Source organism: Natronomonas amylolytica, assembly GCF_037031205.1.
Lineage (GTDB): Archaea > Halobacteriota > Halobacteria > Halobacteriales > Haloarculaceae > Natronomonas > Natronomonas amylolytica.
In genome coordinates, this window is record NZ_JAYEZM010000003.1 from 66,729 (window position 1) to 90,553 (window position 23,825).

Annotated in this window: 26 protein-coding genes; 8 read left to right on the forward strand and 18 right to left on the reverse strand. The window is 68.2% G+C overall.

Annotation, left to right across the window (positions count from 1 at the left end; translation table 11 throughout):
* The first annotated feature begins 63 nt into the window (after nucleotides 1-63).
* Complete coding sequence (locus tag U5914_RS05425; RefSeq protein WP_336134742.1) at nucleotides 64-1,026, forward strand: AAA family ATPase; 963 nt, start codon at nucleotides 64-66, stop codon at nucleotides 1,024-1,026.
* Here U5914_RS05425 and U5914_RS05430 read toward each other — a convergent pair whose 3' ends face one another.
* From U5914_RS05430 to U5914_RS05445, 4 genes are read right to left on the reverse strand one after another with little or no spacing between them, the layout of a single operon-like run.
* Nucleotides 1,027-2,190 (reverse strand): DUF7519 family protein, encoded by a 1,164-nt coding sequence (locus tag U5914_RS05430; RefSeq protein WP_336134743.1) that lies wholly within the window; start codon nucleotides 2,188-2,190, stop codon nucleotides 1,027-1,029.
* Entirely contained in the window at nucleotides 2,187-3,515 is a 1,329-nt protein-coding gene (locus tag U5914_RS05435) for a DUF58 domain-containing protein (protein ID WP_336134744.1), read from the reverse strand. Before U5914_RS05435 ends, U5914_RS05430 begins: the two co-directional genes overlap by 4 nt.
* Nucleotides 3,512-4,126, reverse strand: a complete 615-nt coding sequence (locus tag U5914_RS05440; RefSeq protein WP_336134745.1) for a DUF7269 family protein — start codon at nucleotides 4,124-4,126, stop codon at nucleotides 3,512-3,514. Before U5914_RS05440 ends, U5914_RS05435 begins: the two co-directional genes overlap by 4 nt.
* Nucleotides 4,123-6,819, reverse strand: coding sequence for a transglutaminase TgpA family protein (locus U5914_RS05445; protein WP_336134746.1), 2,697 nt, complete (start codon nucleotides 6,817-6,819; stop codon nucleotides 4,123-4,125). The genes U5914_RS05440 and U5914_RS05445 overlap by 4 nt, the downstream gene beginning before the upstream one ends.
* Before the next feature lie 95 nt (nucleotides 6,820-6,914).
* On the opposite strand from U5914_RS05445, the gene U5914_RS05450 reads away from it, so the two are divergent.
* On the forward strand, nucleotides 6,915-8,081 hold the full coding sequence (locus U5914_RS05450) for a 3-dehydroquinate synthase II (RefSeq protein ID WP_336134747.1): 1,167 nt from the start codon (nucleotides 6,915-6,917) through the stop codon (nucleotides 8,079-8,081).
* Between the two features lie 49 nt (nucleotides 8,082-8,130).
* On the opposite strand, the gene arsN2 is transcribed toward U5914_RS05450, so the two are convergent.
* The 6 genes from arsN2 to U5914_RS05480 form a co-directional block, all read right to left on the reverse strand.
* Nucleotides 8,131-8,574: an arsenic resistance N-acetyltransferase ArsN2 gene (gene arsN2, locus U5914_RS05455; protein ID WP_336134748.1), complete on the reverse strand. Its 444-nt coding sequence runs from the start codon at nucleotides 8,572-8,574 to the stop codon at nucleotides 8,131-8,133.
* Nucleotides 8,556-8,858, reverse strand: a complete 303-nt coding sequence (locus tag U5914_RS05460; protein WP_336134749.1) for a hypothetical protein — start codon at nucleotides 8,856-8,858, stop codon at nucleotides 8,556-8,558. The genes arsN2 and U5914_RS05460 overlap by 19 nt, the downstream gene beginning before the upstream one ends.
* Nucleotides 8,859-8,860: 2 nt before the next feature.
* On the reverse strand, nucleotides 8,861-9,739 hold the full coding sequence (locus U5914_RS05465) for an arsenite methyltransferase (RefSeq protein ID WP_336134750.1): 879 nt from the start codon (nucleotides 9,737-9,739) through the stop codon (nucleotides 8,861-8,863).
* On the reverse strand, nucleotides 9,736-10,098 hold the full coding sequence (locus tag U5914_RS05470) for an ArsR/SmtB family transcription factor (RefSeq protein WP_336134751.1): 363 nt from the start codon (nucleotides 10,096-10,098) through the stop codon (nucleotides 9,736-9,738). Before U5914_RS05470 ends, U5914_RS05465 begins: the two co-directional genes overlap by 4 nt.
* A gap of 108 nt (nucleotides 10,099-10,206) precedes the next feature.
* Entirely contained in the window at nucleotides 10,207-10,791 is a 585-nt protein-coding gene (locus tag U5914_RS05475) for a hypothetical protein (protein ID WP_336134752.1), read from the reverse strand.
* A 148-nt stretch (nucleotides 10,792-10,939) separates the two neighbouring features.
* Entirely contained in the window at nucleotides 10,940-12,046 is a 1,107-nt protein-coding gene (locus U5914_RS05480) for a hypothetical protein (RefSeq protein ID WP_336134753.1), read from the reverse strand.
* A gap of 100 nt (nucleotides 12,047-12,146) precedes the next feature.
* On the opposite strand from U5914_RS05480, the gene U5914_RS05485 reads away from it, so the two are divergent.
* Entirely contained in the window at nucleotides 12,147-12,473 is a 327-nt protein-coding gene (locus U5914_RS05485) for a PGF-CTERM sorting domain-containing protein (protein ID WP_336134754.1), read from the forward strand.
* Nucleotides 12,474-12,519: 46 nt separating this feature from the next.
* On the opposite strand, the gene U5914_RS05490 is transcribed toward U5914_RS05485, so the two are convergent.
* The gene (locus U5914_RS05490; RefSeq protein WP_336134755.1) at nucleotides 12,520-12,924 is read right to left on the reverse strand and encodes a zinc ribbon domain-containing protein; all 405 of its coding nucleotides are present in this window, start codon (nucleotides 12,922-12,924) and stop codon (nucleotides 12,520-12,522) included.
* An 83-nt stretch (nucleotides 12,925-13,007) separates the two neighbouring features.
* Here U5914_RS05490 and U5914_RS05495 point away from each other — a divergent pair, with 83 nt between their 5' ends.
* Nucleotides 13,008-13,322: a hypothetical protein gene (locus U5914_RS05495; protein ID WP_336134756.1), complete on the forward strand. Its 315-nt coding sequence runs from the start codon at nucleotides 13,008-13,010 to the stop codon at nucleotides 13,320-13,322.
* Here U5914_RS05495 and U5914_RS05500 read toward each other — a convergent pair.
* From U5914_RS05500 to U5914_RS05510, 3 genes are read right to left on the reverse strand one after another with little or no spacing between them, the layout of a single operon-like run.
* Nucleotides 13,319-13,993 (reverse strand): type I 3-dehydroquinate dehydratase, encoded by a 675-nt coding sequence (locus U5914_RS05500; protein WP_336134757.1) that lies wholly within the window; start codon nucleotides 13,991-13,993, stop codon nucleotides 13,319-13,321. The two genes, U5914_RS05495 and U5914_RS05500, sit on opposite strands and share 4 nt — an antisense overlap.
* 22 nt (nucleotides 13,994-14,015) lie before the next feature.
* On the reverse strand, nucleotides 14,016-15,041 hold the full coding sequence (locus U5914_RS05505) for a DNA-methyltransferase (RefSeq protein ID WP_336134758.1): 1,026 nt from the start codon (nucleotides 15,039-15,041) through the stop codon (nucleotides 14,016-14,018).
* Between the two features lie 53 nt (nucleotides 15,042-15,094).
* Nucleotides 15,095-15,472, reverse strand: coding sequence for a hypothetical protein (locus U5914_RS05510; RefSeq protein WP_336134759.1), 378 nt, complete (start codon nucleotides 15,470-15,472; stop codon nucleotides 15,095-15,097).
* 89 nt (nucleotides 15,473-15,561) lie between these two features.
* Here U5914_RS05510 and U5914_RS05515 point away from each other — a divergent pair, with 89 nt between their 5' ends.
* Entirely contained in the window at nucleotides 15,562-17,370 is a 1,809-nt protein-coding gene (locus tag U5914_RS05515; protein WP_336134760.1) for a flippase-like domain-containing protein, read from the forward strand.
* Nucleotides 17,371-17,540: 170 nt separating this feature from the next.
* The gene (locus tag U5914_RS05520) at nucleotides 17,541-18,503 is read left to right on the forward strand and encodes a transcription initiation factor IIB (RefSeq protein ID WP_336134761.1); all 963 of its coding nucleotides are present in this window, start codon (nucleotides 17,541-17,543) and stop codon (nucleotides 18,501-18,503) included.
* A gap of 437 nt (nucleotides 18,504-18,940) precedes the next feature.
* Here the strand turns inward: U5914_RS05520 and U5914_RS05525 are convergent, their stop codons facing one another.
* The 4 genes from U5914_RS05525 to thpR all read right to left on the reverse strand — a co-directional run bounded on the left by U5914_RS05525 (nucleotide 18,941) and on the right by thpR (nucleotide 20,659).
* The gene (locus U5914_RS05525) at nucleotides 18,941-19,603 is read right to left on the reverse strand and encodes a translation initiation factor IF-6 (RefSeq protein ID WP_336134762.1); all 663 of its coding nucleotides are present in this window, start codon (nucleotides 19,601-19,603) and stop codon (nucleotides 18,941-18,943) included.
* A 1-nt stretch (nucleotide 19,604) separates the two neighbouring features.
* A complete protein-coding gene (locus U5914_RS05530) occupies nucleotides 19,605-19,877 on the reverse strand; it encodes a 50S ribosomal protein L31e (protein WP_178290583.1) in 273 nt (90 codons plus the stop codon).
* Nucleotides 19,874-20,026 carry a 50S ribosomal protein L39e gene (locus tag U5914_RS05535; protein WP_332311913.1) on the reverse strand — a complete coding sequence of 51 codons (153 nt, stop codon included), beginning with the start codon at nucleotides 20,024-20,026 and terminating at the stop codon, nucleotides 19,874-19,876. Before U5914_RS05535 ends, U5914_RS05530 begins: the two co-directional genes overlap by 4 nt.
* 84 nt (nucleotides 20,027-20,110) lie before the next feature.
* Entirely contained in the window at nucleotides 20,111-20,659 is a 549-nt protein-coding gene (gene thpR, locus U5914_RS05540) for an RNA 2',3'-cyclic phosphodiesterase (RefSeq protein WP_336134763.1), read from the reverse strand.
* 120 nt (nucleotides 20,660-20,779) lie between these two features.
* On the opposite strand from thpR, the gene U5914_RS05545 reads away from it, so the two are divergent.
* Both U5914_RS05545 and U5914_RS05550 read left to right on the forward strand, forming a co-directional pair.
* Nucleotides 20,780-21,709, forward strand: coding sequence for a ribonucleotide-diphosphate reductase subunit beta (locus tag U5914_RS05545; protein ID WP_336134764.1), 930 nt, complete (start codon nucleotides 20,780-20,782; stop codon nucleotides 21,707-21,709).
* A gap of 166 nt (nucleotides 21,710-21,875) precedes the next feature.
* Entirely contained in the window at nucleotides 21,876-23,753 is a 1,878-nt protein-coding gene (locus U5914_RS05550; protein WP_336134765.1) for a formate/nitrite transporter family protein, read from the forward strand.
* Nucleotides 23,754-23,825 lie beyond the last annotated feature (72 nt).

The following is a 23,825-nucleotide window of genomic DNA, read 5'->3' on the forward strand; positions in this document are numbered from 1 at the left end:
CCCGGTCAGTCCCGACTGTTTGGCCGCGAACAGATTGAAATACGCAGCGCGGCATCTCACGGTATGGACGTATCCGAGGCGTCGACCGTCTGCTCGGACGTTCTCGACGCCGTCGAGGAATGTGTCGTCGTCGACAGACGCGTCCTCGAGACCGTACTGGCCGGCGTCCTCTCGCGGGGTCACGTCCTGCTGGAGGACGTTCCCGGCACCGGTAAGACGCTGACCGCACGCAGCCTCGCGACCGCGCTCGGCCTGGAGTTCAACCGCATCCAGTTCACGCCGGACCTCCTGCCCGGCGACATCACCGGCTCGCATATCTACCGGGAGGAGACCGGCGCCTTCGAGTTCGCCGAGGGGCCGGTCTTCGCCAACGTCGTCCTCGCGGACGAGATAAACCGCGCGCCGCCGAAGACGCAGGCCGCCCTGCTCGAGGCGATGGCCGAACGGCAGGTATCGGCCGACGGGACGACCTACGACCTCCCGGAACCGTTCTTCGTCATCGCCACCCAGAACCCCGTCGAACAGGAGGGCACCTTCGCCCTCCCGGAGGCCCAGCGGGACCGCTTCGCCCTCGAGACCGCGCTCGGCTATCCCGACCGGGAGGGCGCTCGCCGACTCATCGACCGCCGGGCCGACCGGACGACCCGCGCGCCGGACCCGCAGGCCGTACTGGCGTCGGGTCGTGTCAGCGACCTGCAGGCGGCCACCGAGACGGTTCGCGTCGACGGCGCAATCCGCGATTACGTCATCGACCTCGGTCGGGCGACCCGCGAGGACGACCGCGTCGATGTCGGCGTCTCCCCCCGTGGCATCCAGCGCCTCTTCGAGACCAGCCGTGCCCGCGCACTCATCGAGGGTCGGGACTTCGTCGTCCCCGACGACGTGAAGGCGATGGCTCGCCCGACGCTGGCCCACCGTCTCGTTCTCACCTCCGAGGCGGCCGTCGAGGGCGCCGATCCGGAAGCGGTCATTGAGGCGGTCCTCGACGAGGTCGAGGTGCCGGCGGTCGCGGTCGACGAGGACTGATTACCGCAACGCCACGAAGAGTAGCAGGGTTCCGACTGCCGCCGCCAGCGTCGCCACGAGCAACACCGGGGCCGGCGCAGCGGGGACGAGGCCGGCCGTCCAGACGACGACGGTCGCGGCGAGCACCGAGACGCCGGCCACCGCGAGCGCGCCGACCGCGTGGACGAGTTCGCCGCGTCTGGTGTCGCCGCCGCGGCCCACCTCGCGGCCGAGCGTGGCCGCGAACTCCCCGAGGTCCCACACCAGCAGGCTCACCGCGACGGCTCCGAAGACGGCGACCGGATGGAGGCCGTCGACGGCGGCGGCGATAGCGGCCGCGAACGCCCCGAGGCTCGCGAACTGGACGCCGGCGGCATCGCCGAGCAGGCCCACCCGGTCGGCGGCGCGAACGCCGAGCAGGAACAGGCCCGAAACCGCCAGCGCGGTCCCGAGGACGGCGAGGGCGGCGCCGTCGGTGCCGAGCGCCGCGAACCACTCCCGGAGCGCCCCTCGTCCCGTCTCGGTGTCGGCGGCCGCGATAGCGACGGCCCCGAGGCGGCCGGCGAAGGGCAGGACGGCGACGGAGAGGACGGCCCCCGTGAGTCCGTAGACGAAAAGCGAGGGGCCGAGTCGGACCTCCTCGCCGCCGCGCGTCCAGCGAGCGGCGACGGCCGCGGTGATGACGACCAACACGGCGAGGACGACGGCGTTCGGCGGTGGGGCTGGCGCGACGACGAGGAAGGCGACGGCGGGCACGGCGGCGACGACGAGGACACGGCTTCCTGCCGGTCCGGCGTGGCCCGTCGGCGGCGACCCGGCGGCGACGATGAGCGCGCCGAAGCCGACCAGCACGGCGGCACCGAACGCCGCGAAGGGCGCGAAGGGCAGATAGTCGATGGGCGGAATCGGCGGCCACGGGACCCGGGCAACCGCGACCGCGAGCGGGCCGGCGATTCCCGCGAGGCCGGCAAGCGCGCCGAAGACTCCGGCAAGCGGTATCGCAGCGCCGTAGTCGGTCTCGGCGGTCGCCAGCACGGCCGTCGCGAGACACGCCCCGGCGAACAGGCCGGCGAGGCCCGGTACCGCGCCGTCGACGGCGGCGGCTACCCCGAGCGTCCCGATGGCGGCCACCAGCGCGGCCGCGGCGGCGGTCGGCGTCGGACGGTTCGGGTCGACGCCGCTCACGTCGACCCCTCCATTGCGGTCGAAATCGGGTCGGTCGTCTCCCAGTCGACGACCCGAATCCCGCGGGCGCGGAGTCGCTGGAGGCGGAGGCGGCGCTGGACGCCGGCGACCCGTGGACCGAGGCCGTCGGAGCCTGCGTCTCCGCCCGTCACGTCCGGACTCACGACGAGGACGGTGTGGCCGGCGGCCGACAGCGTCCGGGCCAGCGACAGCGGCGGGTCGTCGAGCAGCGGCGAGACGACGAGAACGTCCGCGGTCCGGGGGACGCGCTCGCGGAGAGCGGCGGCGTTGGTCGGTTCGGCGCGATGGCGGACGCTGCCGGCGAAGGCCGGTCGCGGCGAGGCGCGTTCGGCCGCGGCGGCATCGACGACCGCATCCAGCACCGCCTCGACGCGCGTTCGGGTGGTCGCGTCGTCGCCGACCGGCACCCACGGCCGGCCGCCCCGGTCGCTCGGTGTCGTCATGTCGACGGCTTCGGCGTCGATACCCAGCGCTGCCAGTCCGACCCGGTGGTCGGCCGCAAGCAGGCGGTCGAACAGTTGGTCGGCGGCGTGGGCCGCAAACTCCGCCGCGGTCGGATAGCCCGGCGCCCGAACGACCCGGTTCGGCGTCCGTGCGTCGACGACGATGACCGTCTCCGAGGCGTTCGTCTCCAGGAAGTTGACCGTCGTCAGCTCGCCGGTCTTGGCGAATCCCCGCCAGTCGACGCGGCTGGCGGCGTCGCCGTGGCGGTGCTCCCGAACGGAGTGGAACTCGACGCCGCTGCCGGGAGAGTCGGCCGTCCGGGTGCCGATTCGCCGGTCGGCAGCCGCCCGGATTTCGGGGCTGGCCGACAGCCGCTGACACCGAAGCGTCCCGTCGCCGGTCGCCGACAGCCGGTCGGTTCGGAAATCGACCGCCGACAGCGGCCGGACTCGGGCCGTCGGGTCGCCGAACTCGTAGTCGCCGTGGCCCGCGACGACCTCGTAGGTGAGCGAATCGGCCTCGCCGGGCCGCAGCGAGAAGCAGCCGCGCGGCCGTCCTTCGATGCGGACTCCCTCCGGCGGCCGGTCGTGAACCCGGACGTCCGGCAGGATGTGGTCGCCCTCGTTTCGCACCGTGAGCGTGACGGTGGCCGGTTGGCCGGGTGTTGCGACGGCGGGGTCGAGGGACCGCTCGACGGCGACCGAGGGGTCGGGCGGCCGGGAGACGGTCGCGGCGACGACGTAGACGAAGGGGACGGTCGCCGAAACGAAGAGGACGCCGTTGCCGAGGACGGCGCCGGTCGTGACGAGGACGACTCCGGCCAGCACCGCGGCGTCGAACCGGCCGAGCGTCGAGGTCATCGGCGCTCTCGGGCCTCCATCCGTTCCTCGATGGCCGCGACGGTTCGGTCGATTCGCCGTCTGACCGTCCGTCGTGGCCGGAACCACGCCCGAACCCGCCACCGGAACGGCGGGTCGACGGCGTCGGCGAGATACGCCGCGGCGACGGGGTCGTCGGTCCACGCGCCGCGTCTGACCCGTTCGGCGGCGTCCTCCCGGGAACAGCCGTCGGCGTGGGCGACGACGTCGGCCGCCAGCGAGCGGAGTGTTCCCCTCGCGTCGTCGTGGTCGGCCCCCTCGACGGCGGCGTCGGCGGCCGCTTCGACGGCGGCATCGAACCCGCGGCCGACGGTCGGGACGGTCCCGTCGTCGGCCGCTCCCGTGTGGGCGGGAAACCCCTCGGCGTCGCTTTCGAGGCCGGCCGTCCGGGCGACCCACAGCAGACAGCACGCCCCGACGGCGGCCAGCCAGAAGGCGCGGTCGCCCCCCTCGGCGACCGAAGCCGCGTTCGCTAGCCGCTCGATGCCGAGCGGGTCGGCGACGTCAGGCACGAACACGAGCAGGGCGGCGAGGCCGATGCCCACGACGCCGAGTGCCGTGATGAGGCCCCGCCAGCCGACGCGTTCGCTCACGGGTCGGCACCCCCGTCGTCTGTCGCGGTCGTGGTCTCGCGTATCCGCTCGATGGCCGCCTCGATGGCCGCCGCCCGCTCCTCCGGTGGCCGGTCGCCGTATTCGACCTCGCGGAACGCCGAAAGCAGAGTGGCGACGGCGTCTTCGGGGAGGCCGTCCCGTTCGACCGCCCAGCGGGCTATCTCACCGGGCGTCGAGGTCGCCCACGAGGGGACCGTGGTGTGGTCCCGCAGTTCCGTCCACGCCTCGCGAACCGTCGGCTGGCGGGCGGTATCCCCCGCCGCTCGGTTCGCGGTGTCCTCGCCTCGAAGCGCCGCGAGGAGCGCACGGGGGTCGATTCGTCGAAGCCCCCGCCGAAGCGCCGCCGCCAGCGCCGCTCCGAGGGTGCTGATTCCCTCCGTGCCGTCGGTCAGCAGCGCGAGGCCCGCTTCGACCCGTCGCCGGAGTGCGGGCAGCGTCGAATCCACCGCGGCGCCGGTCCCGACGACGACGCCGAGGACCGACTGGGACGTATCGGCGAGGAGGCGGTCGCGGTCGGCAAGCAGACGCCGGGCGCGGATATCGCGGCGGCGACCGAGGCCGACCAACCCGCCGACGATGCCGATGCCGATGCCGAGAACGCCCATCGTGTTCCGGTAGAGGCTGCCGATTCGCGCCGTTCCGGTCAGGCGGGCGCCGCCGAGGTCCGCACTGGCCGTCTCGCCGAGGGGATTCTCCTCCGAGTCCGAGACGTAGCCCTCGGGTGCGGCCGCGGTGACGGTCACGGGGTCCGAAAGCGGGAGTCGGACCGTGGCCGTCCCGTCGGCGCCCGTTTCGGCGACCGCATCGCCGTCGACGGTGACGGTCGCGTTCCCGACCGGTTCGTTCTCGTATTCGACCCGGACCGTCGCCGGCGCGTAGGGAAGCGGGGCCGGCCCCTCCGGCGTGACCGACACCGAGAGGGGACCGCTCCCGTCATCGCTGGACTCGTTCGACTGCAGGGGAATCGTCCGGTCGCCGCTGACGCCGCCGCGCTCGACGACGATGTCGGCGGACTCGGCGTCCGGCAACTCGACGGTCGCGCTGCCGCGGTCGTCGGTCGTCGCGACCCGCTGGCCGTCGACGCTGACGTCGGCGGCGGGTATCGGATCGCCCTGAACCGTCGCCACCACCTCGATTGATTCGCCCGGTGTCGGGTCGCCGAGCGGGTCGATTGCGGCGGTCGTGTGCAAGGGGAACTCGACGATCGGGTTCCCGTCGGTCTGGATGCCAGCGGAGTACGCCACCGTGGCATCGAGTTCGTCCCGATTCAGCTGTGAGGGGTCCGCCCGGATGCGTACCTCGACGGACAGCGTCTCGGCGTACGGCACGATGCCGGTGACCGACCCGCCGCGGCTGGTTCCGCCGACACGCTCGCCGTTGAACAGCACGTCTGCTCGCGTGACCGGTGTCCCGTTCCGGGTCACCACGGCCGTCGTCGGTCGGCCGGGGACCGGGTCGTCGGTCAGCGTGACGGATATCGAACCTCCGGGTTCATCGGCTCTCGTCAGGGCGTCGGTCGCGTTCTCCTCGTCGGTGGTCGCGTCCCAGTCGTCGCCGAGTTCGTCCAGCGAGGCGGGGTCGCGGCCGGCCTCGACGCGGCCCTCGGCGGGCGTCGGGTCGAAGGTCACCCACCCGACGTCGGCGATGTAGACCTCGACCCAGGCGTGGGCGTTCGCCTCGCTGACGCGGTACTCGTCGTCGCCGACGCGGTCGCCGGGGCTGTAGCCCGTGACGTAGCGGGCGGGAATCCCCTGTGTCCGAAGCATCGCGACCATCGAGGTGGCGAAATACTGGCAGTAGCCGGCCTCCATCTCGAAGACGAATTCGGTCGCGACGTCGGCCTCGCGGTCGTGGGTGGCGTTCAGCGAGTACGCCTTGGTGGCCTCCAGCCAGCGCTCGACGGCCACCGCCGACTCGTAGGGCGTCCCCGCGTCGGCGGTTATCTCGGCGGTCCGATTGCCGAGGCGGTCGGGCGTGTCCTCCGGGAGTCGTGTGTACCGCGCCTCGATATCCGCCGGGTAGTCGCCGTCGCTTGCGACCGCCGCCGACGCTGGCGACGCCTCGCCGTAGGTCAGCGTCGTGTAGGTCTCGCCGGCCCGAATCGGCTCGTCGACGGTGAAGGCTCGCTCCTCGTCGACGAAGACCTGTCTCTCGTTCGTCGCCGCGAAGGCGGGTCGGTTGACCGTCGCCAGCGACCGGAACGACCGACGGGCGCGTACGTCGATTTCGTAGGCGGGTTGGTCGGCGCTGACCGCCGACACGGGCGAGGAAAGCGGTACCCGCGAATCGGACCCACTCTCCCACCCATCGCCCGTGTAGGTGGCGTAGGCGCCGAGCCGCCACCGCGCGGGTTCGGGACTTTCGACGACCAGTGCCGGTCGGTCGGCCAACTCGAGGCGGCCGCCGACGGTCGCGCGCTCGGGATAGCCGCCCGCGGAGACGCCACCGTAGTTGCTGACGCCCGACCCGTTCGCGCCGAGGTCGCCGTCGCCGCTCCCGGGCTCGTCGCCCTCGCCGGCGTCGGCATCGTCGACGCCCTCCCCCTCCACGCCGAGGTCGGGGATTGGGGTCTGTATACCGGCGGCCGGCGCGAGCGCGCCGCCGAGGACGAGGCCGACCAGACAGCAGGCCGCGAGTATCACCCACATCGATGGCCGTCGGTCGCCCTCCATGCTTGCCCAAACTACGGTTCAGGGACTATTAGTTCGTCGGCGGCCGGCCTGCGCCTTCCGCCACGTTAAATACCGCCCCACCCGACCCGACGAGCATGACACGCTCCGTTTGGCTGAAAGCCGACGACGCCATCGGCGACTGGGAGGCGCGGAAGCGCCGCATCACCGCCGGCCTCGAAGCCGGCGTCGACTGGGTCCTCGTCGACCAGCGCGACGTGGGCCGCGTCCGCGACCTCGGACAGGTCAACATCGCCGCTTTCGCCGGCGACGACGTCCACGTGATGGACGCCGAGGCCCAAGAGGAAGCCGAGGCCGACGCGGTCATCGTCGGCAAGGACGGCGAGGGCGACGGCACCGTCGACCTGCCCAACGACTTCTCCGGGTCGGCGGACCTCACCACGCTCCGTCGCACCGACGGCCCCGCAGGCTCATACGTCCGCATCCTCGATTCCGACTACGAGGCCTTCGCCGAGGAGGCCGCCAAAGACGCCGACTTCACCATCGTCATCGGCGAGGACTGGCAGATAATCCCCCTCGAAAACCTCATCGCCCGCATCGGCGGGGAGACGGAACTCATCACCGGCGTCCAGACGGCAGAGGAGGCCAAGACGGCCTTCGAGACGCTCGAAATCGGCGCCGACGCCGTCCTGCTGGATTCGGACAATCCGGACGAGATTCGCGCGACCGTCGAGGTCCGCGATGCGACCGAACGCGAACGCCTCGACCTCCAGACGGCGACGGTCACCGCCGTCGAACAGACCGGGTCCGCGGACCGCGTCTGTGTCGACACCGCCTCCATGCTCGACCACGACGAGGGGATGCTCGTCGGGTCGATGTCCCGCGGCCTCTTTTTCGTCCACGCCGAAACGGCCGACTCGCCGTACGTCGCCTCCAGACCCTTCCGGGTCAACGCCGGTGCCGTCCACGCCTACGTCCGGACGCCCGGCGGCGAGACGAAGTACCTCGCCGAACTGAAATCCGGTGACGAGGTACAGGTCGTCGACACCGAGGGCAACACCCGCGAGACCATCGTCGGCCGCGCGAAGATCGAACAGCGCCCGATGTTCCGCGTCGAGGCCGAAACCGACAACGGCGACCGCATCGAGACGCTGTTGCAGAACGCCGAGACCATCAAGGTCGCCACCAGCGAGGGCCGCAAGGCCGTGACCGACCTCGAAGAGGGCGACGAGGTACTCGTCTACTACGAGGAGGTCGCCCGCCACTTCGGCGAGGAAGTCGACGAGAGCATCATCGAGAAGTAGGGCTCCGCGTTCGGTAACTCGCCGAGCGTCTTCGACGGGTGCAACTCCGTTATAGGGATTTCCGCATACAGGTCGCCGATTGCGGACAGAGGTCGGCGAACTCAGAGGTTTCCTGAATCTCGGGCGGCACGACCTCGCGGTCGATTTCGTTGTACCCGCACTCGCGGAAGAACGCGGCCGCGGTCGTGGTGAGCAGGTAGAGCGTTTCCACGCCGTTCGTTCGCGCCCGGGCCTCCAGCGCATCACAGAGCGCGACGCCGTAGCCTCGTCCACGGTGTGTCGCCGCGATGACGACCGAACGCAGGAGGCCGTTCGAGCCGTAGGATTCTAGCCCGCCGCCACCGATACGCTCGGCTCCGGTGCGGGCGACGAAGAACTGGCCCGGTCCCGAGCGGAGGTTCCGGTTCGGAAGGTCGTTCGCTTCAAGCAGTGCTTCGAGCCACGCTATCTCTGCCGCTTCGGCGCTCGTGAGCGTTATCGAGTCGGGCAGCATGGGTCGTCGGCCGGCGCTTGCCTGATCGTAATCCGGGCCGTCCCGCCGAGGTCGAAGGCCATGGCTTGGCAGTCGTAGAAACAGCGGACCAGCCCGTAGCCACGTCGCGCGCCGATACCCAGCACGGCGACCCCACCGAGCACGAGAACGGCGGTGACCGGTCGGCTGACTGCCCAGAGGAGTATCGGCACCGCGGCGACGACGACGTACCGGACGAGGAGGGCCCGCCACGTGGGTCCGCTGGTGGTCGAACGGGGTCGTGGGTCGAGCGGTGGCTGGTACATCGTTATTCGGTGTTCTCCTGTTTCTGGTCGGGCTCCGATGCCGGCTTTTCGGCCTCGATTCGTGCAGCAGCGAAGTATTCGCTCAAATCGCGCTCGTCGTCCCACTCGTTGATGAACTCGCTGTCTTCCGTTTTCGGGACGATGGAAACGTCGGTGAACCCGGCGTCGGTCAGCATCGCTTCGAGTGCGGAGACGGTCACCGCACCGCCGATACAGGACGCCACCGACGTCGGGTCGGCTTGGAGGTGCTCCCATCGGTCGCCCGGTAACTCGGCGGTGCGGACCACGTCGGAGACGGCGAGGCGCCCGCCCGGTTTGAGGACGCGATAGGCCTCGCGGAACACCTGTGGCTTCTCCGGCGAGAGGTTGATGACGCAGTTCGAGAGGATGACGTCGACCGAGGCGTCGGCGACCGGGAGGTGTTCGATCTCGCCGAGTCGGAACTCGACGTTCGCGGCGTCGTTCTTTGCGACGTTTTCGCGGGCTTTCTCCACCATTTCGGGGGTCATATCGACGCCGATGACGCGACCGGTCGGCCCCACCTCCCGTGCCGCGAGGAAGCAGTCGAACCCGCCGCCGGAGCCGAGATCGAGGATGGTATCGCCCGCATCGAGGCTCGCGATGGCGGTCGGGTTCCCACAGCCGAGATTCAGGTTCGCGCCGTCGGCGACGGCATCGAGGTCCGCCTCCGTGTAGCCGAGTTCGTGGGGCAGACCTGCGGTCGTCTCACAGCAGGACTCGGTATCGGAACAGCAGGAGGTATCCGTGTCTGCCCTCGTGCCCGTGGCTATCTCCGAGTACCGCTCTCGTACGGTGGTGTGCTGTTCGGTGGCGGTGAGGCCGCCGTCGTCCGGTTCCGGGGTGGATGTGTTGTCGGTCATTCTCTGGTCTCGTCGAGGACGTCGAGGAGTCGTTCCGCACGGGGCGTCGCGGTGTAGTAGCGCCAGCGGCCCTCCTTTCGCCGTTCGACGAGGCCGGCGCTGAAGAGCTTCGAGAGCGCCTGACTGACCGCGCTCTGGCTCACGCCGAGTGCGGGCTCTATCTCGCAGACGCAAACGCCGTCGTCGGATTCGGCGATGAGCCGAAGCGCTTCGTACCGGGTGTCGTTCCCGAGGGTCGAAAGGGTCTGGACGTCGGTCGCGATGTCGTCTTCCGGCAGGGAGTGGCTGGCCGGTCGACAACAGTCCGCGCCCTGCGGTTGCGTGCCCCCTGCTCGGGACTCGGGTTCCTGCCCACTCATTTTAGCACATGCTAATATTAGAAAACGCTAATATAAAGGTTCCGCTGGAACGCCTACCTGGTGTCGATGAGGCGAGAACTCACGCGCTACGGTGTGATGTCGGCGATTTCAGACGTTCCGGATGACGTAGATTAACGCTCCCGGGACGGCCAAGAGGCCGAAGACGGTCGCCAGCGACAGTCGATGGCCGAACACGACGTAGGTCTCCGATAGCTTGTCGGCCTGATTCCCGTAGACGAAGAGCGTCGCGCTCGCGCTTCCGGTTCCGAGGCCGCGCTTCCCGCCGACGGCACGGAGCAGTCGTTCGTAGCGAGACGCTCCGAACCACGGCAGTCGGTCGACGACGCCATCGTAGGGGAGTCGTTTCGCGAGTCGGCCGGCGAAGGGTATCGACGCGACCGCCGGCAGCGCCGGGATGCCGACCCCCAGCGAGAGACCGCCGATGGCGAGGCCCTTGAGCACCGACCGCTTGAGTTTCCGGAGGGCCGCACGGACGAGCAACCGACCGAGTGCGACCCCGAGAAGCAGGAGTCCGGCTTCGAGCACCGACACCCGAACGTCGGCGATACCGAATCGCCAACCGAGTGTGTCCGTGAATAGCCCGGCCGTCAGCACGAACAAGCCGGTACTGACGAGGTATTTGCCGCTCTGTCCCTTCCGTCGGTCCCGGCGGAGTCTATCGACGACCACCATCGACGAGCCACCTCCCTCTGCGACGACGCATAGTCGGCGTGACACGACCGGCCGATAAAAGGAAACTGGCCGCGAGCAGCGCGGTGGAATCTGCGTCGACTTCGGTCATCCCGCCGATGCGGCGGTTCTCGCGGGTGGTAAGGTCGCGTTACCGATATATCTCCCCACATAACGAATTGTGCGTTCGTCGTTCAACAGGTATGGGATCAGCTCTGAAGGTGTGTCTCGTGGTGGGCCTATTGCTGGTCGGCCTACTGGCAGGCCCCTCCTTCGGGGTCGGTGGGGACACCTCGACGGTTCTCGCGGACGATGACGAGGAGGATGAGGAGGACGAGGAGGATGAGGAGGACGAGGAGGATGAGGAGGACGAGGAGGATGAGGAGGACGAGGAGGATGAAGAGACTGCGACACCGACAGCAACGCCATCGCCATCGCCAACGCCGACTCCGTCACCAACGCCAACACCGACTGCGACGCCATCGCCGACTCCGTCACCAACGCCAACACCGACTGCGACGCCATCGCCGACTCCGTCACCAACGCCAACACCGACTGCGACGCCATCGCCAACGCCGACGTCGACACCGACTGTGACCCCATCGCCAACGCCGACGTCGACACCGACTGTGACCCCATCGCCAACGCCGACGTCGACACCGACTGTGACCCCATCGCCAACGCCGACGTCGACACCGACTGTGACCCCATCGCCAACGCCGACGTCGACACCGACTGTGACCCCATCGCCAACGCCGACGTCGACACCGACTGTGACCCCATCGCCAACGCCGACGTCGACACCGACTGTGACCCCATCGCCAACGCCGACGTCGACACCGACTGTGACCCCATCGCCAACGCCGACGTCGACACCGACTGTGACCCCATCGCCAACGCCGACTGCGACCCCGTCGCCAACGCCGATTCTGCCGCCAATACCGACCGTGATACCAACACCGACGCCGACCCCGTCGCCAACACCGACCGAAACTCCTACTCCGACCGCGGCACCGACAGCAACGCCGACGTCGACACCGACTGCGACCCCATCGCCAACGCCGACGCTGATTCCGTCGCCAATACCGACCGTGGTACCAACGTCGACACCGACAGCAACGCCGACCGGAACTCCTACTCCGACCCCCACGCCGACCCCGACATCTGGGGGCTCCGGTAGCGCGGGCGGGTCGTCTTCAGGTGGCTCCGCACCGACCGCGACGCCGACATCGTCGCCGACGCCGACACTGACGCCCACCCCGAGCAGCGTCTCGACGGCGGAAGCGGCGGAGCCCGAAGTACTGAACGCGTCACTTCCGGTGGAGTGGCTTCGGGTGGGCCATTCGGCTACGGTACGAGTGAGGATTACCAACCCCGACGCACGGTCGGAGACGACCCTTCGGGTGACACACGCCGATGCCAACGTCTCGACGCACGCCGTGACGCTCGGCACGGAGGAGCCGGCCGAACTGGAACTGGACGTCACCTTCGAGGAACCGAACGAGGGGGTCGTCGAAGTAAACGGCCACCCGGCGGGTGAACTGACCGTCGACAGCGGCGATGGCGAGGAAGGGGCGCCGCCCACCGAACCGGCCGACCAGCCCGGATTCGGCGCGCTCGTTGCCCTATTCGCAGTCCTCGTGGGGACGCTGTGGGCGTGGCGGGGTCGCGACGAGACCGAGTAATTCCCGTCGGAACGCCCTGCTGATTTCTCCGAGCAGGTCTCTTTGACTACCTCTCATCCAGTCGCGCCGTACACCAATGACAGAACTCCAGCGTCGGGTCCAGTTCCTTGCCGCAGTTCGGACATCGCGGCGTCTCGTCGAGGCGGTAGTCCTCGCGGGCGGCCAGCCAGTATGCGTCCATCGTCGCGAAGACGGAGATCGTGAGCATCGCCAGCGCGGCCTCCATCGGGAAGCCGTCGACGGCCGAAAAGAAGCCACCGGCGGTCGCAAGCAGGTTCCGGGCCGTGAATTCGAGGCCGGCCGTCGTGAGAACGAGCAGGAGGGACCCGAGCCACACGGCGCCCCAGAGGACCGCCCGAATCCACTCCCGGAGGTAGACGTGGCCGACGCCCGGCTGGAGGAACGACAGCATCGCGGCCACGAACCGCCGTCGGTTGCCGCGTCCGTTCATGACGGCGAATGGTATTCGATACGCCCTTATAAACCCACGGCGTCGAACGACCATTTTTAAGTAGGGGCGTCGCAGGTGGCGCCATGGCCGGCGACGATGCCGACGTCCTGTTTGCCTTCACGATCACCGAGTTGTTCGCGCTCGTCGTCGCCTTCGGGGTCGTCGCGGCCAGCCTGCTCGGCTGGACGGGCCTTCTGGACCAGTTCTCCCGGACCGTTCGGCTCCTCGCGCTCGCGTTCCTCGCCGTCGAGTTGCTCGTTCCCGCGTGGGTGTTCTACGACGTTCGCCGGCGCGGCGCGGTCGACGACCGGGTGTGGATTCACGCCTCGGTGATGCCGGTCGTGAACCTGCTGGCGGTACTCGCGTATCTCGCCGAGCGAGAGGCCGACGAGTCCTAAGCGAGTTCGTCGACCAGTCGCCGAAGCGTTTCGAGGTCGTACTGGCCGGGCGCGGTCGCCTTCTCGGGGTCGACCGGCGCGTAGCCGATCTTCGAGCCGTAGACCGGCGCAACTGCGCGGGTGTGGCTGCCGGCCTCGCCCATCGCCATCGTCGCCACGCGCTCGCCGCGCTGGGTCATCTCGTGGGTCGCCCCGAGTACCGCCAGCGCGTCCGAGCGGTCCTCGGCGGTGACAGCGAGTTTGGCCACGTCGCCGTAGGTTCCGGCCCGCGTGAGCAGGGATTGGAGTTGCCCCTTCGAGGGCGTCCCCTCGAAATCGTGGGTCGAGACGACGACCGAGACGCCCCGCTGGTCGGCGGCCTCGACGAGGTCCAGTCCGTCGCCCTCTTCCAGCGCTGCGAGTTCGATGTCGACGGCCGCGACCGCCTCGTGTTCGATGGCCCGTCTCAGCGTGTCGGTGCGGCCCTCGTCGGTCGCTTCACCGCCTTCCCAGTCGGCGCGGTTGGTCACGAGCAAGGGGAGGTCGCCGTCGTAGTCGGCGAGCGCGTCGAGTGGGTCAGCGGCGAGGTCCATCCGGAACTCCACGCAGTCGGCGTGCTCGCGGGCCGCCGACTCCTCGGAGAGGTCGGCGGTCGAGGCCGCGAGGCGAAACGAATCGAACGTCAGGGTCATGGCCGAACTGTGGACGCCGATATTAAAAGGGCTCGTGGGTCGCGGTAACCCGGATGGGGTCGTCGCCGCTCCGGTCGACCTCGGCGACCGTCGGCAGGCGAATCCGTCGTTCGTTCTTCGTCACGACGCGGGTGTCGTAGTGTTCGGCCTCGTATTTCGGCTCGTCGTCACGGTCGGCGACGAACTCGCGGTGGCGGTCGAGGCGCTCGTCGGCGATGGTCGTAGAGAGGTCGGGCGCGTCGGTCGCACGCGCTTCGAAGGCCTCGGCGAGTTCGGCGTCGCGCTCGATGCCGACGGAGTTGCGCCCCTCGACGAGCGCCGCCAGCGACGTGGTGCCGGTGCCGACGAAGGGGTCCAACACGGTATCGCCGCGAACCGAGTACATCCGAACGAGCCGAAGCGGGATTTCGAGGGGAAAGGCTCCGGAGCGTTCGCGGGCGCCGTTATCGAGCGTCTGGCCGGTGCCGCGGACCTCCCAGCAGTCGGAGAACCACTCGTTGCGCTCCTCCCAGAAGAACGCCGAAGCGTATCGGTCCTCGTCCTTCGGCGGGAACTCGCGGGTGCCGCCCTTTCGAAAGAGGAGGATGTGCTCGTGTTCCAGCGTCGCGTAGGCGTTGGTCGGCAGGGTGCCCGACCCCATGAACTTCGCCGTGCTGTTGGTCGGCTTGCGCCAGACGATGCCCGGCAACTGGCCGAGGCCCGCGTCGGCGAGCCCCTCGATAATCCGGGCGTGATTCGGATAGAGCCGAAACTGTCCGTCGATGCGCCGGGTGGCGTCACCGACGTTGATTGCGGCGATGCCGCCCTCGCAAAGCGCATCGGCGACCCGCTCCCAGACGTCGTCGAGCAGGTCGTGCATCGCTTCGAAGGCGGCCTGTCCGTCGCCGGCTTCGAGGGCGTCGGCGACGGCGGGGCTCTGGGCGGCGAAACTCCCGTCCCACATCTCGACCATCGGATACGGCGGCGACGTGACGACGAGGTCGACGCTTCCCGGTTCGACGTCGAACTCGCGGGCGTCGCCGACGCGTATCTCGTGGGTCGTCTGCACAGGTGGTGATGCGAGGGGCGGGTAAGGTGTCTTGCGGTTCTTCGGTTCCGGACCTACACGCGCTCGATGAAGTCGGCCTGTGCCGTGGTGCCTTCGGTGCCGTAGTCCATCACCCGGACACGAACGGTGTCGCCTTCGGTCAGCGCGCTGGACCCGTCGGGGTCCGGAACCTCGCGGACGAAGGTCTGGAGGCCGTTGATGGTCCCCCTGACCTCGGGCGGCGAGCGGTCGTACTGGGTCTCCTGGACGACGATTTCGTAGGTCTCGCCCTTCTCGGCGGCCTCCTCGGGCGGCCGCTGTTGGGCCTGTTCGTGGGCGCGGTCCCGTTGCTTCTGGGCGTCGCTTTTGCCGCCGAAGGCGACCTTGACGACCAATAGCACGACGAGTGCGAGGACGACGGCGCCACCGATGACCAGCGTCTGCGTCTGCATTGGCGGTCCTTCTTTCGGGGTCACCAAAGCGGTTGTGGCGACGCCCGCAGACAGAAGGTTGATACCCGGCCCAACCCCAGCAAGCACCGATGACCGACCGGGAGGTAAGCGTCGTGTTGCCCGCCTACAACGAGGCGGACACCATCGAATCCACCGTCGAGGTGACCGTCGAGGCGCTCGCCTCCTTTTTGCCGGCCGACGCCTTCGAGGTGCTCATCGCCGAGGACGGCTGTGCGGACCGGACGCCCGAAATCGCCGACCGCTTGGCGGCGGCGGACGACCGAATCCGACACTTCCACAGCGACGAGCGCCTTGGCCGTGGTGGCGCCCTCGAACGCGCCTTCGAGGAAAGCGACGGCGACGTGCTGGTCTACTTCGATACCGACCTCGCGACGGACATGCGGCACCTCGAGGAACTCGTCGAGGCGGTCCGAACCGACGGCTACGACGTGGCGACGGGGTCGCGGTGGATGCCCGGCAACGTCGCCGAGCGCCCGTTTAAACGGGACGTCGCCTCGCGGGGCTACAATTCGCTCGTGCGGCTCTTCTTGCGCTCCGAGGTCGAGGACCACCAGTGCGGCTTCAAGGCCTTCGACCGTGAGGTCCTGCTGTCGCTGGTCGACGACGTCGAGGACGACCACTGGTTCTGGGACACCGAGATACTCGTCCGGGCCCAGCGGGCCGGCTACGACATCGAGGAGTTCCCGGTCGACTGGGAGCCGAAAGGCGACACGAAGGTTGACCTCGTGCGGGACGTCTTCGGGATGGGCAGCCAGATTCTCCGGCTGTGGTGGCAACTCGGCGTCCGGCCGAGGATCGACCGCCGGGTGACGATGGCCGCCGGGACGCTGCTCGTCGTCCTCGCGGTCGCGCTGATGACCGTCTATCTCGACCCGACGGAGGTCCTCGCGGAGATGCGCAACGCCGACCCGACGCTCGTGGCGGCCGCGACGCTGGTGTATCTCGCCTCCTGGCCCTTCCGGGGCCTCCGCTATCGCGACATCCTCTCGGAGTTGGGCTATCGGGAGAGTGTCGGGTTCCTCACAGGGGCGGTCTTTATAAGTCAGACCGGGAACCTCGTCTTTCCCGCGCGGGCGGGCGACGCCATCCGCGCCTACATCGTCAAGGCCCGCCGGGATATCCCGTATCCCACCGGCTTCGCCTCGCTGGCCATCGAGCGGGTCTTCGACCTGCTGACGATTACGGTGATGGCGGGAACGACGCTGCTCGCGCTGGCCGCCGCCGGGGTGGACGTGACCGCGCTGCAGTCGGCCGGTCCGGGCGGAGACGTCGAGCAAAGCGGCCGACAGGCCGTCCTCGTCGCTGGAGCCGTCGGTCTCGCCGCCCTGCTCGCGGTGGGTCTCATCCTCGCGACGGCCCGCTCGGAGCGCAACCTCGTGCGGTCGGCGCTCGGTCGCATCAGCAGCGACTCCTACGTCGACTACGTCGCCGGCGTCGTCGAGCAGTTCGCGGGCGACGTCCAGACCATCGCCGAGGACCGGCGGGCCTTCGCCGTCGTCGGCGCGACCAGCCTCCTCATCTGGGGTATCGACGTGGTGACCGCCATCGTCGTCTTCGCGGCCTTCGGCGTCGACGTCCCGCTGTGGGCGCTGGTGGCCGTCGGCTTCTTCGCCGTCAGCGTCGGCAACCTCGCCAAGGTCCTGCCCCTCTCCCCGGGCGGTATCGGCCTCTACGAGGGCGCCTTCACGCTCATCGTCGTTGCGCTGACGCCCGTCGTCTGGCCCGTCGCGCTGGGGGCGGCCATCGTCGACCACGCCATCAAGAACCTCGTTACCGTCGCTGGCGGCGTCGCCTCGACGCTGTTCTTCAACGTCTCGCTGACCACCGCGGTCGAGGGTGCAAGCGAGGCAGAGCGTGACACGTCACCCCACGATTAATACTTAAGGACACGTTTCAATTCTGCTGAATCGCTCAATAACGGAGGGCTCGGGTTCCAGCGCATGAAAATATCGTTGGATTTAAATACTGGCGCTACTTGTATATGATAGCGAACCGCTGACCGGGCTTTTTCGGGGCGTATCCCACCTGGTAGCACCCGCCTTGTAGCATGAGCAAGCACACTCGAACACGAACGACCGAGACGGAAACGGAATCCGAACGAGACGAAGAGGAAGTCGGCTGTCCCGAATGCGGCGGGAAACTGAGCGCCGACACCGAACACGGGGAGACCGTCTGCCGCGATTGCGGCCTCGTCGTCGAGGAAGACGAAATCGACCGCGGGCCCGAGTGGCGCGCCTTCGACAGCGCCGAGAAAGACGAGAAATCCCGCGTCGGTGCCCCCACCACGAACATGATGCACGACAAGGGGCTCTCGACGAACATCGACTGGCGAGACCAGGACGCCTACGGCAACTCGCTGTCCTCGAACCAGCGCCAGAAGATGCAACGCCTTCGCAAGTGGAACGAGCGCTTCCGCACCCGCGACTCCAAGGAGCGCAACCTCAAGCAGGCGCTGGGCGAAATCGACCGGATGGCGAGCGCCCTCGGGCTTCCGGACAACGTCCGCGAGACCGCCTCCGTCATCTACCGTCGCGCGCTCGACGAGAACCTCCTGCCCGGCCGCTCCATCGAGGGCGTCTCGACCGCGTCGGTCTACGCTGCCGCCCGACAGGCCGGCGTCCCCCGCAGCCTCGACGAAGTCGCCGGCGTCTCCCGCGTCGAGAAGAGCGAAATCGCACGTACCTACCGCTACGTGGTCCGCGAACTCGGACTGGAAGTCCAGCCCGCCGACCCCGAAAGCTACGTGCCCCGCTTCGCCAGCGACCTCGACCTCTCCGACGAGGCCGAGAACCGCGCCCGCAAACTGCTGCAGAACGCCAAGGAACAGGGCGTTCACTCCGGCAAATCGCCAGTCGGCCTCGCCGCCGCTGCCGTCTACGCCGCCTCGCTTTTGACCAACGAGAAGACCACGCAGGCCGCCGTCAGCGAAGTTGCCGACATCTCCGAGGTCACCATCCGCAACCGGTACCACGAACTGCTCGAAGCCGAGCAGGACCTCGCGTTCGCATAGCCACTTTTTGCACGCTCCGGCGGTTCGGCGCGCGAGGCGCCGAACCCGCCTCCGCGGCAAAAACGTGGGGAAAATATGCGCGACTCGTTCCTGTCGCGCGCCTCCGGCGCGCGGTAGTCACTCGTCGCTACGGCACCTCGCTTCTCTCGGTGCCGCGAACCGCTTCGGGGGCGACCTTCGGACGCCCCCTCGCGGATGCTCGTTGACGATTTATTTTGAATATCATATAGAGATCGTTGAGGTTCATCCTTCTTAGCCAAGCAGGCAAAAACAGTATCAGCATCCGCGAGAGGGGGTTCGAAGAACCCCCTCGAAGCGGTTCGCCGCGCGCCTACGGCGCGCGGGACCGAGGCCTGACCGTAGGGAAGGCCGACGTGTCTTTTTCATCGAAGTTTTTGCCGGGTCGGCGTAGCCGACCCGTGCAAAAAGTTCGGGCTTTAGATGTAACCCAAGGCGTCCTCGATGCGGCCCAGTTCGGGGCCGGTCGTGGCGTTGCCGGTGACGTAGCCGTAGGAGTTGGCCACGAGGCCGGAGCCGACCAGCGGGCCGCCGTAGTTGACGGTGCCGATGTCGGCGTAGACGCCGAAGAGGTCCTCGAGGAAGTCGAGTTTCTCGTCGGTCGTCTTCGGGTGACAGAGCACGCCGTCGCCGGTGACGACGGCGGCGGTGCCGACCGTCCGAACGTCGGCAATCATCCCGCGTTCGACGGGCACGTCGAGGGCGTCCTCGACGGCCTGAACCGCCTTCCGCGAGAGGTCGGGATGGACGTACGCGCCCTCGTCGTTGGCGAGGACGACGTTGCCGGCGGCGTTGATGCGGCCGGGGAGTTCGACGACCGGGAGGTCGGTCACCTCGGCGATGCGGTCGCGTTCGCGGTCGCGAATGCGCTCGGTGACCAGCAGGCCGTTCTCGTTGCCCGCGACGAGGGCGCCGACGGTTCCGGAGCCGGCGATGGTCGTCTCGACGCTCGGCACCTCGAGTTCGTCCTCGAAATCCGAGAGTAGTGACTCATCGATGTCGGGCCGAACGAGCAGCACGTCGTCGGTGGCCCGCGCGAAGACGCCGACGTAGTCGGAACCGGAAAGCGCCGCCCGGAGCACGTTATGCGGTCTCTGCTTCGACGACCGCCTCGCCCTCTTCTTCGAAGCGGGCGGCCCGGACGCGGAGTTTCTTCGGCGGCTTCGAACGGCCGCGGGACCAGACTTCCTCGTTGATCGAGGGGTCCAGTCGGACGGCGTCCTCGTCGACGTTGAAGTGCTGTGCGAGGTGCGAGCGAACGAGGTTCATGGCCTTGTCGGCGCGCTGGCCCTTCGATTCCGCGAGGACGTCGCGGAGCGGGACCGTCATGACGCGCTCGTCGAATTCGGCGCTCATTCGTCCGTGTCACTCCGCCGCCAGTTGCGGCGCTTGTGGTTGCGAAGCGTGTCACGGTCCGTCTTCATGATGACCCACGCGGGCACGCGGCTGTTCTGGTTCTCCAGTTTCGCCAGCCGCTTCTTCTTGGCCTTCGATTTCTTACCCATAGTGGACGAGTCTTCCCTCGCTGTGTTTAAATTCTTGTTCCTTTGGGTCCCGTGGGCCGCTGGTTACGCGGGCGTGCGACCGGCCTACAGCGGGAACCGCTCGACCGTCTCGTAGTCGGGCCCCTCGTCGGTCAGCGTACTCTTTTTCAGCCGTAGCTCCTCGACGCGGACGGTGCCGACTTCGGGGTCGGTCTCCTCGACGAGTCGCTGGACCTCCTCCTTGGCGGCGGCGTGGTCCATCCGCCCGAGGGTGACGTGTGGCGTGAAGTCGTGGCGTTCCTCGTCGTAGCCGAGCGCGGTCGTCTCGAATTCGAGGCGCTCGTGGAGTTCGGTAAGGGGTTCGCTGCCCTGCGAGACGCCGAGCCAGATGACGCTGATGTAATCCAGCGACGGAAAGACGCCCAGTCCCTCGAACGTGGCATCGAAGGCGTCGGTCTCGGCTCCGTCGACGGCGGCCTCGATGGCCGCGGTGAGTTCGGCGAGGTCGTGGTCGCCCTCGCCGAGGAACTTCATCGTGACGTGGGCCTGCTCGGGGTCGGTCGGGTTAATGCCGGGCAACTCCCGGAACGGCGCCTGCACCCGGTCGACCTCCGGGCTGAGGTCGCCGATATCGACGCTGACGAACAGTCGCATGTCCGTCCGTTGGGCCGCTGCGTTCTTAAACGCCGGTTCCGCTCGGCTGCTCCCTTTTGAACGAGCCTTCGTTCCGGGGTGTAACATCTATGTGGCTGCCGCCGTATTAGCTACCGAGCCATGAATATCGATAGCACACGACACCTGCAACTCGACCGGGAGAGCCGCGGGACGCGCTACTATCGCAACGCCGTCGAACGCCACTGGGACCCCTTCGACATCGACCTCGACACCGACCGCGAGCGCCTCATCTCGTATCTGGAAGACGCCGACCGGACCGAGGCCAGGCTGGATTCGATGCGGATGGGCGTCGCCCGCTTCGGCGCGGGCGAGCAGGCGGTCACCGAGGACCTCGCGCCGCTGGCGACGGCGCTGGAGGACCTCGACGACCAGATGTTCCTCACGACCCAGATATACGAGGAGGCCAAACACACCGACCACTTCGACCGCTACTGGCGGCAGGTCATCCACCCCGTCGAGGAGGCCCTCGGCTTCGAACCCTCCTCGCCGACCGACGACAAGTGGTTCAACGACGCCTACCACGACCTCTTCGAGCGCAACGAGGAGGCGACCCACCGCCTGCTGGAGGCCCCGACGCCGGAGAACTTCGCGCGGGCGTACTGTCATTACCACCTCGTCATCGAGGGCATCCTCGCCCAGACGGGCTACTACGGGATGCAGCAGTCCTACGCGAAGGACACCCACACCGACCTGCCGCATCTGCCGGGCCTCTACGAGGGCTTTACCAAGATTCGGCAGGACGAGGGTCGCCACGTCGGCTTCGGGATGGCGAAACTGAAGGAACTCATCACCGAGGAGGATGTCGACCCACACCTGCTGGACGAGACGGTCAACGACCTCCTTCCCTATATCAACAAGATCGCCGCCAACCCCGACGAGCAGTACGTCGAGAACGTCGGCCCGCAACCGGCCGAACTCCAGCAGTTCGCCACCGAGAAACACGTCGAGCGGATGGAGCAGATCAAGGACGCCGCCGAGGACGTGCCGGACCTCGAATCGCTGACCGAACTGGAGGGCGTCGGCGACTGATACGGGTCTCGTAACGACGCCTCGGTCATCGCCGACTCGTCGTGGCGATGACCGGTGCGGGCGACACCAGCCCGTACGATACGTCCGTCGGCTGATTTTTTGTGGTTGCTGACGGTTTCGGTCGTGTCCCGCAAACTCAAGTTCCCGCCCTTTGACCACACCAGTAATGGACGACTCCGACGGGACGGAACTGACCGACGTGGGCTCGGAGGACATCCGCCAAGAGGAACTGGACGAGTCGGTTCGGGAAGCCATCGAGCGCTCGAAGCTCGGTGCCCCCGCGGTCGGTGAGGCCGTCAGGGACCGCTTTTCGGCCGACGAGGTGTTCCAGCGGGTCATCGCGGCTGCCGACGAGGAGGTCACCTCCGGCGGCCGGGAGCTCCTCTTCAGCGGCATCGCCGCCGGCTTCGCCATCAGTATCACGTTCCTGCTGTATGCATCGATGTCCGCCGCAAGCGACAGCCCCCTCGTCGGTGCGATGCTCTATCCCCTCGGCTTCATCTACATCATCATCGGCGGCTACCAACTCTACACCGAGAACACGCTGCCGCCCGTCGCGCTGACCATCGAACGGCTCGCCAGCCTCCCGACGCTACTGCGACATTGGGGTATCGTCCTGGCCGGGAACTTCCTCGGCGGGGCGGCCGGTGCCGTCGTCCTCACCTACGGCGGGGTCTTCGAGCCTGCGGCCGCCGAGGAGGCCCTCTACATCGCCCGCAAGGGCGCCTTCGAGACCGCGTGGTGGTCGCTGTTCTTCAAGGCGCTTTTCGCCGGACTCATCGTCGCCGGCGTCGTCTGGGTCAGTTTCGCCTCCCGCGACACCATCTCCCGGATGGTCGTCGTCTACCTCGCGTTCCTCGCGATTCCGCTCGGCAACCTCTTCCACGTCGTCGTCTCCTTTACCGAAGCGCTCTATCTGATGTTCCACGGCGAGTTGGCCTTCGTCCCCGGCATGGCGGGGTTCGTACTCCCCGTCCTGTTGGGCAACACCATCGGGGGCATCGTGCTCGTCACCGTCGTCAACTACTTCCAGACGAGCGAGCAGCGGCTCGAATCCGCTCGTTTCGAGGGCATCGAGCGTCGGCTCTCGCCCCGGGAATGGCTGTTCGGCCGACTGGTCGGCCGCTCGTACGTCCCCATCCTCGACCCCTCGGAGACCGGCCTCAGCGAGGACGCCGGCTACCGAATCATGGTGCCCATCTCGAACCCGCGGACCGAAGCCCGGACCGTCGAACTCGCCTGTACAATCGCCAGCGACCACGAAGACGCCGTGGTTCACGCCGTCCACGTCGTGCAGGCACCCGAACGGATGTCGCTGGGTAGCCGGCAGCGCCAGCGCATCACGGCCGCCTCCGAAAAGCAACTCGAATCCCTCCACGACACCGCGGCCGACTACGACATCCGCTTCGAGACGTCGACGACCGTCACGCACCGCTCCTTCGAGGAGGTCTTCAACGTCGCCCGCCGGACCGAACCGGACCTCGTGTTGATGGGCTGGACCCACGGCCGCCTCTGGAGTGCCGCCCGCGCCGAGCGGCCGCTGGCGGAGTTGACCAACCGCCTGCCCTGCGATTTCCTCGTCGTCAAGGACCGCGGACTGGACGTCTCGAAGTTCCTGCTGCCGACCGCGGGCGGTCCCGACTCCGATTTGAGCGCCGAGGTCGCTCGCGCCCTCCAGTCGGTCATGGATATCGAGGTGACCATCCTCCACGTCGTCGACGGCCCCGAACACGTCGATGCCGGCGAGCGGTACATCCGCGAGTGGGCCGTCGACCGGGACCTCGCCGACGCCGAGATAGTCATCGACGACTCCGGCAACGTGGAGGCGGCCATCAAGCGGGAGGCGAACGACCACACCGTCGTCGCGCTCGGGGCGACCGAGGAGGGACTGCTCTCACGACTCGTCACCGAGACGCTCCACCTCGACGTCGTCGACGAGGTCGACTGCTCGATTATGCTCTCCGAACGGCCCTCCGAGCGGTCCATCCTCGAACGCCTGTTCGGCAGCGGCCACCGCGAACGCCCCGGAACCGAACGCTCCTGACCGCCGCATCGGAAATCCGGGTTTAAAAGTACTCCCGTCGCCCACCGTCGAATGTGTCCAACGAGGAGCGAC

What these genes read in the sequence shown, in the direction of transcription:
- U5914_RS05550 (WP_336134765.1), top strand. Translation starts at nt 21,876, where the DNA reads ATGGACGACTCCGACGGGACGGAACTGACCGACGTGGGCTCGGAGGAC.
- U5914_RS05465 (WP_336134750.1), bottom strand. Translation starts at nt 9,739, where the DNA reads ATGACCGACAACACATCCACCCCGGAACCGGACGACGGCGGCCTCACC.
- U5914_RS05460 (WP_336134749.1), bottom strand. Translation starts at nt 8,858, where the DNA reads ATGTACCAGCCACCGCTCGACCCACGACCCCGTTCGACCACCAGCGGA.
- U5914_RS05500 (WP_336134757.1), bottom strand. Translation starts at nt 13,993, where the DNA reads ATGACCCTGACGTTCGATTCGTTTCGCCTCGCGGCCTCGACCGCCGAC.
- U5914_RS05545 (WP_336134764.1), top strand. Translation starts at nt 20,780, where the DNA reads ATGAATATCGATAGCACACGACACCTGCAACTCGACCGGGAGAGCCGC.
- U5914_RS05450 (WP_336134747.1), top strand. Translation starts at nt 6,915, where the DNA reads ATGACACGCTCCGTTTGGCTGAAAGCCGACGACGCCATCGGCGACTGG.
- U5914_RS05435 (WP_336134744.1), bottom strand. Translation starts at nt 3,515, where the DNA reads ATGACCTCGACGCTCGGCCGGTTCGACGCCGCGGTGCTGGCCGGAGTC.
- U5914_RS05515 (WP_336134760.1), top strand. Translation starts at nt 15,562, where the DNA reads ATGACCGACCGGGAGGTAAGCGTCGTGTTGCCCGCCTACAACGAGGCG.
- U5914_RS05445 (WP_336134746.1), bottom strand. Translation starts at nt 6,819, where the DNA reads ATGGAGGGCGACCGACGGCCATCGATGTGGGTGATACTCGCGGCCTGC.
- U5914_RS05510 (WP_336134759.1), bottom strand. Translation starts at nt 15,472, where the DNA reads ATGCAGACGCAGACGCTGGTCATCGGTGGCGCCGTCGTCCTCGCACTC.
- U5914_RS05535 (WP_332311913.1), bottom strand. Translation starts at nt 20,026, where the DNA reads ATGGGTAAGAAATCGAAGGCCAAGAAGAAGCGGCTGGCGAAACTGGAG.
- U5914_RS05490 (WP_336134755.1), bottom strand. Translation starts at nt 12,924, where the DNA reads ATGAACGGACGCGGCAACCGACGGCGGTTCGTGGCCGCGATGCTGTCG.
- U5914_RS05425 (WP_336134742.1), top strand. Translation starts at nt 64, where the DNA reads ATGGACGTATCCGAGGCGTCGACCGTCTGCTCGGACGTTCTCGACGCC.
- U5914_RS05520 (WP_336134761.1), top strand. Translation starts at nt 17,541, where the DNA reads ATGAGCAAGCACACTCGAACACGAACGACCGAGACGGAAACGGAATCC.
- U5914_RS05470 (WP_336134751.1), bottom strand. Translation starts at nt 10,098, where the DNA reads ATGAGTGGGCAGGAACCCGAGTCCCGAGCAGGGGGCACGCAACCGCAG.
- U5914_RS05475 (WP_336134752.1), bottom strand. Translation starts at nt 10,791, where the DNA reads ATGGTGGTCGTCGATAGACTCCGCCGGGACCGACGGAAGGGACAGAGC.
- thpR (WP_336134763.1), bottom strand. Translation starts at nt 20,659, where the DNA reads ATGCGACTGTTCGTCAGCGTCGATATCGGCGACCTCAGCCCGGAGGTC.
- U5914_RS05530 (WP_178290583.1), bottom strand. Translation starts at nt 19,877, where the DNA reads ATGAGCGCCGAATTCGACGAGCGCGTCATGACGGTCCCGCTCCGCGAC.
- arsN2 (WP_336134748.1), bottom strand. Translation starts at nt 8,574, where the DNA reads ATGCTGCCCGACTCGATAACGCTCACGAGCGCCGAAGCGGCAGAGATA.
- U5914_RS05495 (WP_336134756.1), top strand. Translation starts at nt 13,008, where the DNA reads ATGGCCGGCGACGATGCCGACGTCCTGTTTGCCTTCACGATCACCGAG.